Source organism: Geobacillus sp. YF-1, from assembly GCF_052692335.1.
This window is the reverse complement of the sequence record NZ_CP199850.1, coordinates 1,355,984-1,373,317: the sequence shown is the minus strand read 5'-3', so window position 1 is coordinate 1,373,317 and position 17,334 is coordinate 1,355,984. Positions and strand designations below refer to the sequence as shown.

General features: G+C 51.4%; 15 protein-coding genes and 1 pseudogene. 3 read left to right on the top strand and 13 right to left on the bottom strand.

From position 1 onward, the window contains the following. Positions 1-157 precede the first annotated feature (157 nt). Entirely contained in the window at positions 158-469 is a 312-nt protein-coding gene (locus ACTVIM_RS06890; RefSeq protein WP_445614033.1) for a hypothetical protein, read from the top strand. Between the two features lie 71 nt (positions 470-540). Here ACTVIM_RS06890 and ACTVIM_RS06885 read toward each other — a convergent pair whose 3' ends face one another. The 9 genes and pseudogenes from ACTVIM_RS06885 to ACTVIM_RS06845 all read right to left on the bottom strand — a co-directional run bounded on the left by ACTVIM_RS06885 (position 541) and on the right by ACTVIM_RS06845 (position 11,909). Beyond that, positions 541-1,974 (bottom strand): site-specific DNA-methyltransferase, encoded by a 1,434-nt coding sequence (locus ACTVIM_RS06885; protein WP_445614032.1) that lies wholly within the window; start codon positions 1,972-1,974, stop codon positions 541-543. Positions 1,975-2,326: 352 nt separating this feature from the next. Then, positions 2,327-2,914 carry a Uma2 family endonuclease gene (locus ACTVIM_RS06880; protein ID WP_445614030.1) on the bottom strand — a complete coding sequence of 196 codons (588 nt, stop codon included), beginning with the start codon at positions 2,912-2,914 and terminating at the stop codon, positions 2,327-2,329. Positions 2,915-3,479: 565 nt separating this feature from the next. Beyond that, the gene (locus ACTVIM_RS06875; RefSeq protein WP_445614029.1) at positions 3,480-4,445 is read right to left on the bottom strand and encodes a siderophore ABC transporter substrate-binding protein; all 966 of its coding nucleotides are present in this window, start codon (positions 4,443-4,445) and stop codon (positions 3,480-3,482) included. Between the two features lie 310 nt (positions 4,446-4,755). Further along, positions 4,756-5,511: an iron ABC transporter ATP-binding protein gene (locus ACTVIM_RS06870; protein WP_445614028.1), complete on the bottom strand. Its 756-nt coding sequence runs from the start codon at positions 5,509-5,511 to the stop codon at positions 4,756-4,758. Continuing rightward, entirely contained in the window at positions 5,505-6,455 is a 951-nt protein-coding gene (locus ACTVIM_RS06865) for an iron chelate uptake ABC transporter family permease subunit (RefSeq protein WP_033022685.1), read from the bottom strand. Before ACTVIM_RS06865 ends, ACTVIM_RS06870 begins: the two co-directional genes overlap by 7 nt. Then, positions 6,448-7,395, bottom strand: coding sequence for an ABC transporter permease (locus tag ACTVIM_RS06860; protein ID WP_033022688.1), 948 nt, complete (start codon positions 7,393-7,395; stop codon positions 6,448-6,450). Before ACTVIM_RS06860 ends, ACTVIM_RS06865 begins: the two co-directional genes overlap by 8 nt. 425 nt (positions 7,396-7,820) lie before the next feature. Continuing rightward, positions 7,821-8,198, bottom strand: a pseudogene (locus ACTVIM_RS06855) (aldehyde dehydrogenase family protein); the annotation flags it as partial. Positions 8,199-8,333: 135 nt separating this feature from the next. Beyond that, positions 8,334-10,055 (bottom strand): assimilatory sulfite reductase (NADPH) hemoprotein subunit, encoded by a 1,722-nt coding sequence (gene cysI / locus ACTVIM_RS06850; RefSeq protein WP_445614027.1) that lies wholly within the window; start codon positions 10,053-10,055, stop codon positions 8,334-8,336. Between the two features lie 24 nt (positions 10,056-10,079). Then, complete coding sequence (locus ACTVIM_RS06845) at positions 10,080-11,909, bottom strand: assimilatory sulfite reductase (NADPH) flavoprotein subunit (RefSeq protein ID WP_445614026.1); 1,830 nt, start codon at positions 11,907-11,909, stop codon at positions 10,080-10,082. Between the two features lie 578 nt (positions 11,910-12,487). Between ACTVIM_RS06845 and ACTVIM_RS06840 the strand changes: the two genes are divergently transcribed. Further along, complete coding sequence (locus ACTVIM_RS06840; RefSeq protein WP_033021264.1) at positions 12,488-13,366, top strand: LysR family transcriptional regulator; 879 nt, start codon at positions 12,488-12,490, stop codon at positions 13,364-13,366. A 139-nt stretch (positions 13,367-13,505) separates the two neighbouring features. Here the strand turns inward: ACTVIM_RS06840 and ACTVIM_RS06835 are convergent, their stop codons facing one another. From ACTVIM_RS06835 to ACTVIM_RS06820, 4 genes are all read right to left on the bottom strand, one after another. Continuing rightward, positions 13,506-14,429: a cation diffusion facilitator family transporter gene (locus tag ACTVIM_RS06835; protein ID WP_445614025.1), complete on the bottom strand. Its 924-nt coding sequence runs from the start codon at positions 14,427-14,429 to the stop codon at positions 13,506-13,508. A gap of 14 nt (positions 14,430-14,443) precedes the next feature. Next, positions 14,444-14,752: an ArsR/SmtB family transcription factor gene (locus ACTVIM_RS06830; protein ID WP_445614024.1), complete on the bottom strand. Its 309-nt coding sequence runs from the start codon at positions 14,750-14,752 to the stop codon at positions 14,444-14,446. Positions 14,753-15,001: 249 nt separating this feature from the next. Continuing rightward, positions 15,002-15,319, bottom strand: coding sequence for a YbjQ family protein (locus tag ACTVIM_RS06825; protein ID WP_445614023.1), 318 nt, complete (start codon positions 15,317-15,319; stop codon positions 15,002-15,004). Between the two features lie 51 nt (positions 15,320-15,370). Next, on the bottom strand, positions 15,371-15,628 hold the full coding sequence (locus ACTVIM_RS06820) for a hypothetical protein (protein WP_445614022.1): 258 nt from the start codon (positions 15,626-15,628) through the stop codon (positions 15,371-15,373). Positions 15,629-16,198: 570 nt separating this feature from the next. On the opposite strand from ACTVIM_RS06820, the gene ACTVIM_RS06815 reads away from it, so the two are divergent. Continuing rightward, positions 16,199-17,041 carry an MBL fold metallo-hydrolase gene (locus tag ACTVIM_RS06815; RefSeq protein WP_445614020.1) on the top strand — a complete coding sequence of 281 codons (843 nt, stop codon included), beginning with the start codon at positions 16,199-16,201 and terminating at the stop codon, positions 17,039-17,041. The last annotated feature ends 293 nt before the right edge of the window (positions 17,042-17,334 follow it).

Sequence of the window (17,334 nt, the reverse complement as noted above, 5' to 3'; positions counted from 1 at the left end):
TTTGAACAGCCCGTCTTCTCTGCTCGCCCGCAACCACGTCCACACAGACATACAAACTTGACAACTTTTCAAACTTCCTCTCGCATTGGTATACATCGATTCCATTGCTATATATACTGATATTGAGAACAATTTCACAAACTAGGAGGCCGAAACTATGATCATTCATGAACTGATAGGGATAGAACATTTGTTTACCGAGCAAGTTCAAAAAGGCTATTACATTATTCGCGAAACGTACCAAAACGTACTCGTTGAACCAAAAGACGGCGACACCGTCCGGCAAGTGGACGCTGGCACGGAAGAAGTCGTCACCATCGTATTTGATCCCGGCGACGAATACTCCCTCATTCTCCTTGACACCTACACTTTCGCCGACGGCATCCCGTCTTTAGCGGAGCTCAAAGAAACGATTGCCGCAGAATACGATGTCTTTATCAATGACCGTTGGGCTGCGGCGTCGTTGTAAAAAACGCCCGAAACGATGGACAGCGGAGACAGCGCCTTTCATTCACCTAGTCAAGGAACCAACCCGTTCGCCTAGCGATCGGGCTGGTTTGATTTCCGTTCAATTCGAAACACTTGAAAACCGATATCCAACTCCGTCTCCCTTTCATAAACGATTTTCTCCCCCGCGCGGCGAATGCGCTCGCGGCCGATGTCGCAAATCGTCCGAAACCCAGCCCGATATGCCGCTGACGTTTCCGCCAGCCGTTCAGGAAGCTGCACCATAATGAACGACCGCCGGCCGCCGTCTTCGGCGTTTTGCTGCATGACCGCATGGGCCGTTGTCGCCGAGCCGGAAAAAAAGTCGAGGATGACATCATCGTTCTTCGTCGTCAATGCGATCATACGCTGAATCAGCTTGACGGGCTTCGGGTAATCCATCACCGCCACCCCGTTAAACAGCTCCTTCAGCTCCTTTTTCGCCTCCTGCGAGTGGGACACCTCGTCATGCGTCCAGATCGTGAGCGGTGTCATCGTCGGTTTCACCTCGCGCAAAAACCGCTTTAAGCGCGGCACCCCGTTGCCGTCTTTGCCAAACCAAATGCGGTTGTCCGCCGCCAACTCGGCAAAGCGCTCTTTCGTCACCCGCCAACAATACCCATGGGGCGGCGAAACAATCCGGCCGCTTGGGGTCACGATGTCATAAATTTTTTCCGGAATCGGCGGGCCGACCGACAAATCGCCGGACGTCCACGGACCGCGCGGGTCATTGTCCGGGTTGGCATACCGCCCGTCCGCTTCCGGATGGCGCGGCAAGCCGTACCAAGCGAGGCGGTCGATATCTTTCGCGTAACATAAAATGAAATCATGATTGCGCGAGGCGAATTTGTTCATATTCACCGGCGAAAACGCCCGCTGCCAAATGAACGTCGCAACGAAATTCCGCTCACCGAAAATTTCATCGCACACCTTTTTCAAATTCGCCTGCTCCGTATCATCAATAGAGATAAAAATCGCCCCTGTTTCAGCCAACAACGCCTTCGCCGCCCAAAGACGAGGATACATCATGTTGAGCCAGCCGGCATGGGCACGCGCCTCTTCCCGCCCTAAACCTGAAGCGGCACGTTTTCGCTTGCGCCAATTGTCTTTGTACATCAACGCTTTTCCTGTATTGTAAGGCGGATCAATGTAAATCATCTGCACTTTTCCTTCATGCGAGGAGCGCAAAAGCTTTAACGCTTCCAAATTATCCCCTTCAATGTACCAATTGCTTGTCGTCTCCCACCTCTTGCTTTTTTCCCGGTCCGGCTGCAGCACCCCCGCAGCGGGCGCCTCTGCCAACCGCTTCGCCTCCGCTTTTCCTGGCCACGTAAACTCGTACACTTCGTCCTCCGCCTGGCAGCCAAGCGCCTTTTTCAGCCGCTCCCAGTCAATCGCTCCGCTCGCCACCGCCTCCGGAAAAAGCTCTTTAACCAACTCAAGCCGCGCCCTCGCTGCTTTTTTCGCTCTCCTGCCGCCGTTTGCCATCGCACGCCCCCTCCCCCATGTCCGCGAAAAAGTGCTCGTGTTTCCATTATTTCGCCATGGCAAACGGTTTTCCTGCCTCCATTTCTAGCCGAAAAACAACCCCGCCTCCTGCGAACGGAAGCGGGGTAGAATCCTCTAAACGAGGCCTTCCTCTTTCAAGACTATTGAAGAAGGGGACGTAATAATTACCAAAAAAGGTGTGTCAATCCTCTAAACGAGGCCTTCCCCTTTCAAGAGCACCTTCATTTTACCATTGATTTTCCAAGGTGGCAAGAGGCCATTTTGCACACCCCTTCCACCCCTTTGAAAAATAAAATGTGGTTATGTCAACTTGTATGATTGACCAAAAACGTCAACTGTCCAACGACAAAAACGCAAAAATCTCCTTCACGGAAAAACGCACCTCGGGAAACACGGTCGATGCAGCCATCCCGTTGGCGACATCGTACACGTCTTCTAGCTGAAACGTCCCCGATTGCCAAACGTACTTTTCCATCGTCTGGTGCTGGTAATCGACAAGCCAGTACTCACGGACTCCCGCTTTCTCATAATAATAACGCTTAAACAGGCGGTCGTTGCGGGCCGTACTTGGCGACAACACTTCCACCACAAGGTCAGGGGCGCCATAACACCGCCCTTGGCGCAGTTTCGTCCGGTCGCAAACAATAGCTAGATCCGGCAACACGGTCACGTTTCGTTTTCCTTTTTGTTCATCTTCAAACAAAAAAACAACTTGGAGATTGCTGCCGAATACAAGGCAAGAACTTCGTTTTAACGCCATGCGAAACTCGGCAATCAAATTGGCGACCACTCCTTCATGCTCATAAGGAGCTGGGGACATTAACACCATCGTTCCTTCGTACAGCTCCATCCGCTCGTCTCCAGCTAAAGAAAAAAACTCGCCTAGCGTATACCGGCGTTGCTCATCCGGTTGGCTCATGCCATTCCTCCTCTCGCACATGCTCTTTTTTCTATTGTAAGCAAACCGTTCACGCACCGACAATCTCCTTTTCCTCTCAAACAAAATCACCGAACACGGACGAGGCATCTAAGAGGATGGGGATTGACTCGCGCAACGGCTTCTCGGAATCGGTTCCCAAGTAGAAAGAACTTGCTGCCTCAACTTCTATGTTCACGCGTTCCATCATCGATCAGGGCAAACAGCGGTTTTCACCAACCTTCTAAGAGAGAGGGATTGACTCGCGGATACGTCTTTACCATGTCATTTCTCCATTCGAAAAACCTTGTTGCACCGGTCTTGTTTTTCACTCATTCTCCCATTGCTGAAGGGAATTGGCGCTTTTCACCAACCTTCTAAAGGGCTGGTCAAAAATGGTTGTTTCTTTTCAGCAATGGGGGGAGCGTTTGAAAGACGATCCTGATGCGACAAGGCTTTTCCATTTGAGAAACGAGGTTTGTAAGCGACCTGCTCCCTTAAATCACCGGCATCGTAATAAAACAGGCCATTTTATGAAGGAAGGCGGGCTGTTGCGGCCCGCCTGTTCTCATTTCAATCCTTCTTCCACCTGCTTGACCATCTCGGATACGGACGTCAATCCGCCTCCTGACAGATACCAATAGTTCGGATCCAAATACACGATCTGTCCGTTTTGATATGCCTTCGTCTTTTTCACAAGCGCGTTCTCAATGGTTTGCTTGGCTGTCGGCTTTCCTTCAACAACGGCATCGCGGTCAATGACAAACAAGTAATCTGGATTTTTTTCGGCAATGTATTCAAACGACACACTTTGTCCGTGCGGATTCGTTACTTTCAAATTCGGATCCGCGGCCGGGACGCCGAGCACATCATGAATGAGACCAAACCGTGATCCCGTTCCATACGCGCTTACTTTTCCTCCTGTCGTTAGAATAATCAACGCTTTCTTATCTCCCGCTTTCGCCTTCACTTCTTCGATTTGTTTCTCGATGTTTGCTAATTCCCCATCCACTTCTTTCTCTTTACCGAATATTTGTCCGATTAGCTTCATATTGTTTGTGAACGAATCCCAATAATGCTGGGTGTCAATGCCCATGTACACGGTAGGGCCTATTTCTTTCAACTTGTCATACAAATTGGCCTGCCGCCCGGAAATAAAAATAACATCAGGCTTTATTTCGCTTAATTTCTCAAAATCTGGCTCCATCAAACTTCCCACGTTTTGATACTCATTGCTTTTGTATTTTTCCAAGTATTTCGGAACATTCATCTGCGGCAAGGCGGTCACTTTGACACCGAGCTTATCTAATGTGTCCAACACCCCGAAATCAAAGACGACCACTTTTTCAGGATTTTTCTTCACTTTCGCTTCTCCAAGCTGGTGCTTGATCGTCATTTCTTCTGCCTGTTCCGTTTTCTTTTCGTTATTCTTTCCGCTCGTGCCGCTACTTTCACTCTTTGTTTGGCCGTTTCCGCATGCGGCCAACATGACGACAAGCAAGGCTACAACTAGCATCAGCCAACGCTGCTTCATTGGCTCTTACCCCCTTCAACAATGTTCTGTATATGTTGACGGCTTTCTTTTCCCACGGCAAGGGGCGCCCTTTCTTGCCAATGTTCCAAGAAAAGCCGGATCAACCTGTTGTACGTTACTGGAATAGGAGTGTATCCATGCGCTTCGCCAGTCTCCCGCATGGTGTTTCCAATCGAACCGTTTGAAATGTCATCATTTCTTGTGATTTCCACCGATCGGGCGAATCGGTTGGTTTTCACCAGTCTCTTAAAACTACAGACAGATGCGGCTATTCTCGGCAGGCCCATTTGCGCCGCCGTAATCGCCAACCTTAAAAATACACACAGATGCGTCTATTCTCTATCGTTTGCACGCGCACATCCAAATCGTAAATACGGTGAAGAAGCTCATTGCGCATGATCGATGAGACATCTCCTTCGCAGATGACCGTGCCATCTTTTAAAGCGACCATATGATCGGAATAACAGGAAGCAAAATTGATATCGTGCATCACAACGACAATCGTTTTGTTGAGCTCATCGACCAGCTGGCGCAACACTTTCATCATTTGCACCGCATGTTTCATATCCAAATTGTTCAACGGTTCGTCCAAAAAAATGTAATCCGTATCTTGTGCCAACACCATGGCGATATAGGCCCGCTGACGCTGTCCGCCGCTCAGCTCATCAATATACCGGTTTTGCAACTCTTCCAATTCCATATAGCGAATCGCTTCGCGCACATAGTCCCGGTCTTCGCGCGTCAAACGGCCGCGCGAGTATGGAAAGCGGCCGAACGACACCAATTCGTTGACCGTCAGCCGGGCAGCGATATGATTGGACTGCTTTAAAATAGAAATTTTTTTCGCTAACTCTTCTGTTCGATAGCAACTGATTTCTTTTCCTTCAACCCAGATTTCTCCGTCATCTTTTGAAATCAAGCGGCTCATCATGGCAAGGAGTGTGCTTTTCCCCGCTCCGTTCGGTCCGATGAGCGACGTTAATTGCCGAGGCGGAACGGTTAAAGATACGCGATCGACGACCGTCTTTCCACCGTACCGCTTTGTCACTTGTTTCACCTCTACCATGCCTTTCGCTCCTTTATCAAGAGGTACAGAAAATACGCGCCCCCGACTATATTGACGATGACAGACAATGGCGTCGAAAACACAAACACTCTCTCGACGATCAGCTGACCACCAATCAAGGCAGCGATGCCAAACAGCCCCGCTCCCGCCAGCAAATACCGATGCTCATACGTTTGAAAAAACGCATACGCAAGATTGGCGACGATCAGTCCGAAAAACATGATGGGCCCGACAAGCGCTGTTGAAATTGAGACAAGCAGAGCCACCACCATCAACAATCGCTTGACGATCCGTTCATAGTCCACCCCCAAATTGATGGCGTGATCTTTGCCTAGCGATAACACATCCAGCTCATGAAGGTGGCGATATGTATAGGCCGTGGCAGCGGCAATGCACCATCCAGCCGGCCAAAGCAAATCGGTTTTCATATTGTTGATGCTCGCAAACATTCGGTCTTGAATGATGGAAAACTCATTCGGATCAATCAAATATTGCAAAAACGACGTCACACTCTGCATAAACGTACCGAGAATCATCCCGACAAGCAAGATGAAATAGAGGTTTTGCCCCTCTCGACGAAATAAGAAAGAATACAACAAGACCGAAAACCCCATCATTGTGCCGGCTGAAAAAAGAAAGTGAGACGTGTCGCTCATCATCGTTAACGTCGTCGAACCGAAAAAAAACACAACAACGGTTTGCACCAGCATGTAAACCGCGTCCAAGCCGATGATGCTCGGCGTTAAGATTCGGTTGTGCGTCATCGTTTGAAATAAAACGGTCGACACTGCCCCTGCCCAACCGACAAACACCATCGCCATGATTTTTTCACCGCGCGAACGCAACACATATTCAAGATCGCCGCGCAAATGCGTAAACAAAAACAAAACGGCTAGTACAAGAACCAAAACGACAAGCACCGCTACTTTCATCCGCTTAGACATACCGCTTTGTTCTCCTTGCCAGCAAATATAGAAAAATGCCGCTCCCTATCACCCCGACCGTCAACCCAATCGGAATTTCATACGGATAGATGACCACGCGCCCCAATACATCACAAAGCAACACAAACAGCGCGCCAAACACCGCTGTCAGCGGCAATACTTTGCGCAAATGATCACCGTAATACATCGTTACAAGATTCGGAACGACCAAGCCCAAAAACGGCAGCGTCCCCACCGTCAGCACTTCAATCGCTGAAACGACCGCGACAATGAGCAGCCCCGCATACACAACCGATCGATAGCGAAGCCCTAAATTCGTTGCCATCTCCTCTCCCATTCCCGCGATCGTAAAACGATTGGCGTATGCATAGGCAAGACCCATCAGCGGGACGCTTACATACAACGTCTCGTAGCGCCCCTCCATCATCACGGAAAAGTCGCCGTGCAGCCAAGCGGAAAGCGATTGAATCAAATCGTACCTATAGGCCAAAAACATCGTCACTGAACCGATGATGTTGCCGAACATCAAACCGACAAGCGGTATGAACACGGAATCTTTATATTTGATGCGATCTAACATCGTCATGAACAGCAGCGTTCCGACAAACGCAAACACAACAGCTATAGCGGCTTTGACCAGCGGAGCCGCCGAAGCGAACAAAATCATGGACACCAGCAAGCCGAGCCGCGCCCAATCCATCGTTCCCGCGGTTGTCGGCGACACGAATTTGTTTTGGCTCAACTGCTGCATAATCAAGCCGCAAATGCTGACGCTTGACCCGGCAAGAAGAATGCTGATCAGCCGAGGCAAGCGGCTAATCAAGAAAATTTCCCAAGCCGCTTGGTCACCGGAAAGCAGCGCGCTGGGCGATAAATCATGAACGCCGACAAACAGCGAACCCATGGATAGGACAACAAGCAACAATATCCACTTTTTCATTTTTCCTCATCTCGTTTTCCATTCTGTCCCATACCCCCAACGGGACGGCATGAACCATTTTCACAAAACAATCAGGATATAGTGATCGTCTTTATTAATAGAGAGTTTGTTTCCAAGCAGGCGGCGCTGCTATGACAATCGGCCTCTCCCGTCAACTCTGTATGCTTTTCAAATCAACCCCCTCCTGCTTACGACTATCGCCGCCTTCTGCCAATCTTCTTGGCAATTTCTCAAAGAGAAAGATTATCATTTTCACATTTCATATTTTAATTGATAAAAATTATCATTGTCAATGTTTTTCATCACTTTTTCATCAATTTCTTATCCTTTTTTCATCGACCAACAAAAACGAGATCCCCTTCTCCTTTTCTCCCTCGCACAAAAAAAGCGCCCTGCCTAACCGGCAGCGCACTTTCATCAACGTCTTATCCTTTGACAAACACCGTCTTGATCGCCGTGAAAAACTCAATGGCTGCCCGCCCTTGTTCCCGCGAGTGGGAGCTGGACTGCTTCATGCCGCCAAACGGCGCTTGCAGTTCGACGCCGGCGCTTTCTTCATTGATGCGAACGAGCCCGGCTTCAATATCTTGGATAAACGTTAACATTTTTCCTATGTTTTGAGTGAAAATGGAGGCGCTCAATCCAAACGGCGTGTCATTGGCTAACGCCAATGCTTCCTCAAACGTCTCCACTTTGAGTAAGGCGAGCACCGGCCCGAAAATTTCCTCGCGGGCGATCGTTTTGCCGACGTCATTGGAACCGGTGAAGGTGATCGCGTGAATATGCGGATGTTCGGCCATGGCGTTGCCGATCAAAAAACAGAAGGTGCCCCAAAAGGATCGGGACACCTTCTTCCATCGCTATATGTGCACTGAATGCTGATCTTGAAGACAGACAACTTTTTAGGTCTGCCCCGGCCAAAATGAATCCGCATCATCTTAATCATGGAAATTCGTTCCGTCTGTGACTTCTTTGACAATACCGGCGCGAATGACGAAGTCGCCAAAACGTTCGCCGTCAAGCCGCTCTTTCGCGTAGCGGGACAAAAGGACGCGCAGTTCGCGCAAAATGTCTTCTTCGCCGATGTTTTCGCGGTACAGTTTGCCAAGGCGCGTGCCGTTGAAGGCGGCGCCGAGGTACATGTTGTATTTGCCGACCGCTTTGCCGACGAAGGCGATTTCAGCGAGCACGTGGCGGGCGCAGCCGTTCGGACAGCCCGTCATGCGGATCGTGATTTCTTCGTCGCGCAAGCCGTTTTCATCGATGATTTCCTCAATTTTATCGAGCAGTTTCGGCAAGTACCGCTCCGCTTCCGCCATCGCGAGGCCGCATGTCGGCAGGGCGACACAGGCGAGCGCGTTGCGGCGCAAGGCGGTGTACCGGCGTCCGTCGGTCAAGCCGTACTTGGCGATCAGCGCCTCGATTTCCGGTTTTTTCTCGCTCGTCACATTGGCGATGACTAAATTTTGGTTCGGCGTCAGCCGAAAATCGCCGGTATGAACGGTGGCGATTTCGCGCAAGCCGGTCATCAGCTTGTAATCGTCGTAATCTTTGACGCGGCCGCCTTCGACAAAGAGGGTGAAATGCCACGTTCCGTTGACGCCCTCAACCCAGCCGTAGCGGTCGCCGCTATGTTCAAAATGGTATGGACGCGCTTCCTCAAACTTCCAGCCCAACCGGCGCTCAATTTCCTCTTTGACCGCTTCCAAACCAAGCCGGTCGATCGTGTATTTGAAGCGGGCGTGTTTGCGTGACGAGCGGTTGCCGTAGTCGCGCTGCACGGTCATAATTTTTTCCGCCACGTTCACGACTTGATCCGGACGGCAGAAGCCGATCACTTTGGCGAGCTGCGGATAGGTTGTTTTGTCGCCGTGGGTCATCCCCATGCCGCCGCCGATGGCAACGTTAAACCCGGCGAGCTTGCCGTCCTCGACAATCGCGATGAACCCAATGTCTTGCGAGAACACATCGACATCGTTCGACGGCGGAACGGCGATGCCGATTTTAAATTTCCGCGGCAAATAGGTCGGGCCGTAAATCGGTTCTTCCTCGCCGTCGACTGAAGGCGTCCCCGCCACTTTTTCATCATCCAGCCAAATTTCATAATACGCCCGTGTCCGCGGCAACAAATGGTCGCTGATCAGCTTCGCCCATTCGTACACTTCCGCGTGCACTTCCGATTGGTATGGGTTCGGGTTGCACATCACGTTCCGATTGACATCGCCGCAAGCGGCAAGCGTCGTCATCAAAGCGCTGTTGATGGCTTGCATCGTCTTTTTCACGTTCCATTTCAAGACGCCATGCAATTGAAACGCTTGACGCGTCGTCAGTTTCAACGTGCCGTTGGCGTATTTGCGGGCGATTTCATCCATGACCAGCCACTGCTCCGGCGTCGCCACCCCACCCGGCGTGCGGACGCGAATCATAAACTGATACGCCGGCTCAAGCTTTTGTTTTTGCCGCTCGGTGCGGACATCCCGGTCGTCTTGCAAGTAGCTGCCGTGGAACTTCATCAGCCGGTTGTCATCATCGGGAATGCCCGCGCTGAGCGGGTCTTCCATCGTTTCAGCGAGCGTGCCGCGCAAATAACGGCTTTCCTGCTTGATGCGCTCGACATCGCTTGGCGGTCCGTCCGGCGCCGTTAAGATGACTTTCGCCATTTTCCTTCCCACTCCTTTTTTCGATTAATAAACATCGCGTTGGTACCGTTTTTGCTTTTGCATCTCAGTGACATACGCTTCTGCCTGTTCGCGGCTCATACCGCCTTCTTTTTCGATAATATCGATGAGCGTCTGATGGACGTCGCGCGCCATGTGCTGCTTGTCGCCGCATACGTAGACGACGGCGCCTTCCTCAAGCCAGCCGAACAGCTCCTTGCTTCGTTCGAGCATCCGGTGCTGGACGTACACTTTTTTCTCCGTATCGCGCGAGAAGGCGACATCCATTTTGGTCAGTACGCCGCTTTTCAGCCACGCGAGCCATTCCGTCTGGTATAAGAAATCGGTCATAAAATGTTGGTCGCCAAAGAACAGCCACGATTTTCCGCTCGCGCCTGTCGCCTCGCGCTCTTGCATAAAGGCGCGGAACGGCGCCACCCCGGTTCCTGGACCAATCATGATGATCGGCGTGTCCGGATCCTTCGGCAGCTTAAAATTCGGGTTCGGCTGCACAAAGACCGGCAAGGTGTCGCCGATTGGGACGCGCTCGGCGCAAAAGGTTGAGCATACCCCTTTGCGCAGGCGGCCGTAAGACTCATAGCGAACCGCCCCGATCGTCAAATGCACCTCGTCCGGATACGCGGCCAAGCTGCTCGCGATCGAATACAGGCGCGGCGGCATTTTCCGCAGGATGGAAATGAGTTGTTGCGGCGCAGCGTCCCACGGGCCGAAATCGCGCAAGGCATCGAGCAAGTCGCGGCCTTTGGCGTATTCTTTCAGCTTCGCCTCATTGCCCGGCGCCACAAGCTCTTGAAGCGCGCTGTTTTTCGATAGCGGCGCCAGTTTTTGCAGCAGCGCTTTCGTCAAAACGGTGATTTCAAAATGGGACGTGAGCGCTTCTTTCAGCGACCGCACTTCGCCATCTTTATCGATCGTCACCGTTTCTTCCGGATTCCATTTCATTTCTTGGATGATGAGGTCAACAAGCTCCGGATCGTTTTTCGGGAAAATGCCAAGCGCATCGCCCGGCTCATATTTCAAGCCCGATCCTTCCAGCGACAATTCTAAATGGCGCGTTTCTTTATTCGATCCGCGGCCGTTTAAGTTGATGTTTTCCAACACCTCGGCCGGGAACGGATTTTTCCGCGAATAGACGACAGCCGGCTCCGCTTTCGGCGCCGCAGCCACTGCCGACAAGAGCGGAGTTGCCCCACCGCTGGCGTTTGCCTCTTTGCTCAACTCGCCAAGCACGCCGTCAAGCCATTTCGCCGCCGCTTCCTCGTAATCGACATCGCAATCGACGCGCGGATAAAACCGCGTTCCGCCCAGCTCCTCGAGCCGCTTGTCGAAATCTTTCCCCGTCTGGCAAAACTGCTCGTACGACGTATCGCCGAGCGCGAGGACGGAGAAACGGAGATGATCCAGTTTTGGCGCCCGTTTGCTGTGGAGGAATTCGTAAAACGACACCGCATTGTCCGGCGGATCGCCTTCCCCATGCGTGCTCACGACAATGAGCAGCGTCTCCACTTTCTTTAATTCGTTCGGCTTAAAATCAAGCATCGACGACACTTTCGCCTCAAAGCCGCGCTCCTTGAGCGCCTTGCCCGCTTTTTCCGCCAATTTTTGCGCGTTGCCGGTTTGCGAGCCGTAAAGAACGGTCACTTCTTTCGAAACCGGCTTGCCGCCTCCGGCAAACAGCGCCGGTGCATTGGCGTCCAACACGGTGACCGCCGCCTCGGCCGCGGCCAAATACCCGCTCAGCCAAAGCTTTTGCGACGGCGTCAGCGTCGGCAACAAACGGTTCAGAAGCTCGATTTGCTCCTGAGTAAACGGACTGTTGGTTACTTGCAGCTGCAACGGTGTCCACCCCTCAATCGAAAAGTCGCATGGAACGATGGCGCTATGGTCGCCTCCTATTCAAGCACCAGCGCCAAATATCCATTATTCCTATAAAACAAGTAGACTTTAAATATAGATCATATTTACACTTTACCCTAAAACAGAACATTAGTAAAATAAATATAAATTATTAACATGATTAATATTTCTAATAAATCCAACCAAAAAAGCGCCAGCCTGCTGTTTGAACAGGAAACATTTTCTACCCCTGGCGCATCCATGATTTCACAGCGCTCGCTCCCCGGCCATGATGATTAAGAACGATGCTTGCTTCCCAGCCATGAACAACCCATGATTGAACGGTGTTCGCCTCCCAGCCATGAACGTCCAAACTCGCCTAGCAGGCGAGTGAAAAACAGCGGTTTCCGTCAATCAATACGCCGCACCGGTACCGCTAAGTTTCTCTAATTGCGAAATGGGGTTTGCCTCGATCCTCATGGCCGGTGGTAGCCAGCGACAGTCGGCACAAAACCCGTTCCACCAAAATAGGGCAGGAAGCCGACAGCCCGATTCAACCACAGATGGAGGAATCACTGATGTACTACGATGAACTAAAAACGTTCATTACGCTGGCAGAAGTGAAAAATTTCACAAAAACAGCGGAGATTCTCCACCTCTCCCAGCCGAGTGTCAGCTTGCATATTAAAAACTTGGAAAAAGAGTTTCAAACGAAACTGTTCATCCGTTCCCCGAAGCAGCTGCGAATGACGCCGACCGGTGAACTCCTGTATGACCGCGCCAAACAAATGATGGCGCTTTATGAACAGACGAAGCAAGATATTTTAGAGCATCACCACTCGGTAAAAGGCGAATTAAAAATCGGCGCCAGCTTTACGATCGGGGAGTATATTTTGCCGCCGTTTTTGCTCGACTTCCAACAGCGCTACCCGGAACTCGAACTTGAGGTAATGATCGGCAACACAAAAGAAATCGTCGAACTCGTCCGCTCATACCAAGTGGATATCGGCTTGATCGAAGGGCAAACGAACGAAAAAGAGCTGTCCGTTCATCCGTTCATGCAGGACGAACTTGTCATCGTCGCTTCCAACCGCCACGAATTGGCACAAAAAGAGGAAGTGGCGATCACCGATTTACAAAATGAAGCATGGGTGGCGCGCGAAGTCGGATCAGGGACAAGGGAATATTTCAACCACTTCATCCGTTCCAACGGATTAAAGGTGAAATCACTCATGATCATCAGCAGCAACCAAGGCATCAAAGAAATGTTAATCAACGGCAACGCCCTGTCCTTGCTGTCGCGCAGCGTTGTCGCCCGCGACATCGAGCACGGCCATCTGTCAGTCATCCGCTTGAAGCACCCGCCGTTTTACCGGATGTTTTCCTACATCTATTCTCCGGTGATGGAAAACAAACAAACCGTGCGCATTTTTCTTGACAGATTGCAAAACCGTTAAACGACGAAGGCGTTTTCCGCACGGTCTTTGTCTCGGGCACATCCCCATCGCCTCCATCGGATCAACGGTTCACGGCCGCCTAAGGCAGCAGACATATGCCGGGCAACTAAGAGAGGGCGGGGCCACGAACGGCCCGCCCTTACACTTCCATTTCGCTATGGCGGATGTGCGGCATTTCGATTTGAATGGTCGCATGGCGAATGTGAAAACGGGTTTCCACTAAATCAATCGCCTGCTGCAAAATCGCCTGCGCATCGCGGCCATCTTCAATAAGCAAGTGGCAGCTTAACGAATCGAGTCCGGAAGTGATCGTCCAAATATGCAAATCATGGACATCGACCACCCCGTCAATGCCGGAAAGCGCCGTTTTGACTTCTGCTTGATCAATAGCCACAGGCGTTCCTTCCATTAAAATGTGCACCGTCTGCCGAACGACGGCGAAGGCCCCTCGCAAAATCAAAACGGCGACCAAGATGGAGATGAGCGGATCGGCCGCATACCAGCCAAACAGCCACATGACAAGCCCCGCCACGATCGCGCCGACCGAACCTAGCGCATCGCCGAGGACATGAAGATACGCGCTGCGGACATTGACGTTTTCTTTGACGTCTCCTTGGCGCAACAACACCCACGCGCTGACGAGATTGGCCACCAACCCGACAGCCGCCACGGCCATCATCGTCCCGCTCGCGACATCAGGAGGATTCACCAGCCTGCCTGCCGCTTCCCAAATAATCCAAGCCGCAATCCCGACCAGCGTGACCCCGTTTACGAGCGCCGCTAAAATCTCAAACCGGTAAAATCCATACGTTCTCTTCGGCGACGCGGGCCTCGATGCCAGCCACACTGCCACCAAGCTTAACAGAAGCGAAGCCGCATCACTCAGCATATGCCCCGAATCGGAAAGAAGAGCCAAGCTGTTCGTCACAAGCCCGCCGACAAACTCGAGCACCATAATCCCGACCGTTACGGCAAAGGCGATCGCCAACCCTTTTTGATTTCCCTCTCTGCTTTGATGATGCCCGTGATGGTGATCGCAATGGCCATGCGCATGATGATGCATCCATTCTCTCCCCCTCATGAATGTTGAGCGTGATCAATCGCCTGCTTGAGCAACGAAATGACATGTTCGTCATCGCACGAGTACACCAACATTTTCCCCTCACGACGATATTTGACAAGCCGCAACGTCCGCAGCAGCGCCAACTGATGGGAAACCGCCGATTGCGACATGCCGAGCACTTCCGCCATATGGCCAACATGGCATTCTTCTTGGGAAAGCAAATACAAAATTTTAATCCGTGTCGGATCGGCTAACGCTTTAAAAATCCGTGCCACTTCCTCAATTACACGTGGATCTAAAAACGAATGATCCTCTGCGTTCATGGCTGTTCCCCCACATTTTAATATATGAGCATTTGTTCATATATGTGAATCATAACCGACCTTTTTTTCATTGTCAACTCGTTTGCCCCGCTACAAACTGCCGCTGACCGACATTTCCACCGCCGCACCCAAACAAAAAAAGGCCTGACCCAAAAGTCGGCCTGCCTTCCACATAGACACAACATATAGAACGAACCGGAAAGATGTGTAGAACAAGCGGTCTCCCCTTTTGCAATGCTCTCTCGCCCATTACGGTTTCAGCCGCACCGCCGTCCCCGTGGCAATGCACATCATCATGCCATCGCGCAGTGTTTCAAAGTCGAGATCCACCCCGATCACAGCGTTGGCGCCAAGGCTTCTCGCCTGATTGACCATCTCCTTGATCGCCATCTCCCGCCCTTCAGCCAGCTTGCTTTCATACGTTCCGCTTCGCCCGCCGATAATATCGGTAATGCTGGCAAGAAAATCGCGGATAACATTGGCGCCCAAAATGACCTCTCCCGCGACAATGCCTAAGTATTCCTCGATTTCTTTTCCTTGAATGGTACTGGTCGTTGTCACAATCACAAGCAATCCCCTCCCGCTCGCTCATAAACAGTTTGATTCGTTGCTGTTCCTTTATTGCCGAGCCGCTTTATACATATGGAGCACGATCGCACTAATCACCGTCACACCGATCAATGACCATACATACACAATCGGTGAACTTGTTTGACTGAACACCACTTCGTTTTGCAGCTGGCCGACGCTCTCCCAAGCGTTGGCGATGTCAGGTTGATACATCGTTGTTTTCCAGTACCCCCAACCAATCGTTGCGGCAAAATACATCATATGAGCGACGGCTGAAAACATAAACGCTTGCCACATCGTTTTCATCGGTCCTCACCTCCCGCAAACAAACACTAACCGTCCATTCGTTGAGAGACAACAGCCCAACTAACGGTGGTTTACATCATTTTACCATATTGATGAGCCAACCGCCAGCGGTTTAGGCCATTCATAGAAATGACGGTTCTAGAAGGCTGGATGATTTGAAAAATCGTGACCCCGTCCTTTTTCCGGGCGGTTTCTTTTGAACAGATGCACAATCCCCTCAAAAGAAGGGATACTCACCAAGTCGCCATTGGAGTAAGCTTAACGATAGCAGGCTTTCTTTTGACGTTGCGCCCCGTCCTAAAAGGCAGGTGAAAAACACCAGGATCACCGACTACTTGATTGCATGTATCCCCTCCCATCCTAAAAGGCAAGGGAAAACGCCTTTTCGCTCTGCCCGGGGCGCCCGACAGGAACGGAAAACGGATCTGATCGAATCCGGAGCCGCCGACTTTTTCTTACCCACCGCTCTCCTCAAGCATCGGCGCATTCAACAACGAAAAAATGAATGAACATTCATTCTTTGTGGTATAATGGTGGCAGTATTTGCACACAAAGGGAGGAACGCTCGCCATGTGGATCCATAAAATCATCAAAAAACGATTTGAAGCCGAAACGGTCAACAACGTGCACATCGCCAAAGCGACCGCTTCGTTTCAAGGCGTTCGGCTTACGGTCCGCTGCTTCATCGCAGACGGCGTTCTCATTGATACCGGAGCCAAATCGATGGAAAGCGAGTTCGCCTCGTTTTTTCAGCAGCACGACATCGATCAAGTCGTCATCACCCATTACCATGAAGACCATACCGGTTGTGCGACGTTTTTGCAACAAACGATGGGATTGCCCATCTATATGAATGAACCGATGATCGAGTATTGCCGACAAAAGGCGGATTATCCGCTGTATCGGAAAATCTTTTGGGGAAAGCGCGACCCGTTTGCCGCCGAACCCATCGGCGCTGCGTTTTCCTCGCGAAACGCCACATGGGAGGTGATTCCGACACCGGGCCATGCCGTGGACCATGTCGTCTTTTTGAATCGCGAAACGGGCCAGCTGTTTAGCGGCGACTTATACTGCCAAGAGAAAACGAAAGTCATCCTGCGCGAAGAAGACATCCCGACGATCATCGCCTCGTTGCAACGCGTGTTGGCGCACGACTTCGGCGACGTCTTCTGCGCCCACGCCGGCTACCTTCCGAACGGGCGTGAGGCGCTGCAGCGGAAGCTCGACTACTTGCTTGAACTACAGGATACGATCATCGACCTGTACAAAAACGGAATGCCGCCCAAACAAATGCAAGCGCTCCTGTTTCCGAAAAAATATCCGATCGTCTTTTTTTCCGGTGGAGAGTGGGACTCGCTTCATATCATCCGTTCCGTCATTCGGCACTACCAAGCGAAGCAGCAGGCCAGCTGAAGCCGCCCCTTGCTTGCCGCCGTCAAACGCTGAGAAGGCTGGCGAAAAACAGCATCAAGGCAAACAGCCGTTTTTCACCAACCTTTTAGGGCAGCTCCCCTTTCCCGCTGCCCTTTTTCCTTTTTTAGAAAACAGACCGACCCGCTCGCACCGATATGACCGCTGCCTCCTATGCCCACGGTCGCAAACCTGAGCTGCGCCTCTGGCTTCTCCGTTCGCCCGGCGTATGATATGCTAGTAGAAAAAAGAGGCTCTTCACCAAAAGCTGGACTTGATTTTTCATCACGTACCTT

What these genes read in the sequence shown, in the direction of transcription:
- ACTVIM_RS06890 (WP_445614033.1), top strand. Translation starts at nt 158, where the DNA reads ATGATCATTCATGAACTGATAGGGATAGAACATTTGTTTACCGAGCAA.
- ACTVIM_RS06885 (WP_445614032.1), bottom strand. Translation starts at nt 1,974, where the DNA reads ATGGCAAACGGCGGCAGGAGAGCGAAAAAAGCAGCGAGGGCGCGGCTT.
- ACTVIM_RS06880 (WP_445614030.1), bottom strand. Translation starts at nt 2,914, where the DNA reads ATGAGCCAACCGGATGAGCAACGCCGGTATACGCTAGGCGAGTTTTTT.
- ACTVIM_RS06875 (WP_445614029.1), bottom strand. Translation starts at nt 4,445, where the DNA reads ATGAAGCAGCGTTGGCTGATGCTAGTTGTAGCCTTGCTTGTCGTCATG.
- ACTVIM_RS06870 (WP_445614028.1), bottom strand. Translation starts at nt 5,511, where the DNA reads ATGGTAGAGGTGAAACAAGTGACAAAGCGGTACGGTGGAAAGACGGTC.
- ACTVIM_RS06865 (WP_033022685.1), bottom strand. Translation starts at nt 6,455, where the DNA reads ATGTCTAAGCGGATGAAAGTAGCGGTGCTTGTCGTTTTGGTTCTTGTA.
- ACTVIM_RS06860 (WP_033022688.1), bottom strand. Translation starts at nt 7,395, where the DNA reads ATGAAAAAGTGGATATTGTTGCTTGTTGTCCTATCCATGGGTTCGCTG.
- cysI (WP_445614027.1), bottom strand. Translation starts at nt 10,055, where the DNA reads ATGGCGAAAGTCATCTTAACGGCGCCGGACGGACCGCCAAGCGATGTC.
- ACTVIM_RS06840 (WP_033021264.1), top strand. Translation starts at nt 12,488, where the DNA reads ATGTACTACGATGAACTAAAAACGTTCATTACGCTGGCAGAAGTGAAA.
- ACTVIM_RS06835 (WP_445614025.1), bottom strand. Translation starts at nt 14,429, where the DNA reads ATGCATCATCATGCGCATGGCCATTGCGATCACCATCACGGGCATCAT.
- ACTVIM_RS06830 (WP_445614024.1), bottom strand. Translation starts at nt 14,752, where the DNA reads ATGAACGCAGAGGATCATTCGTTTTTAGATCCACGTGTAATTGAGGAA.
- ACTVIM_RS06820 (WP_445614022.1), bottom strand. Translation starts at nt 15,628, where the DNA reads ATGAAAACGATGTGGCAAGCGTTTATGTTTTCAGCCGTCGCTCATATG.
- ACTVIM_RS06815 (WP_445614020.1), top strand. Translation starts at nt 16,199, where the DNA reads ATGTGGATCCATAAAATCATCAAAAAACGATTTGAAGCCGAAACGGTC.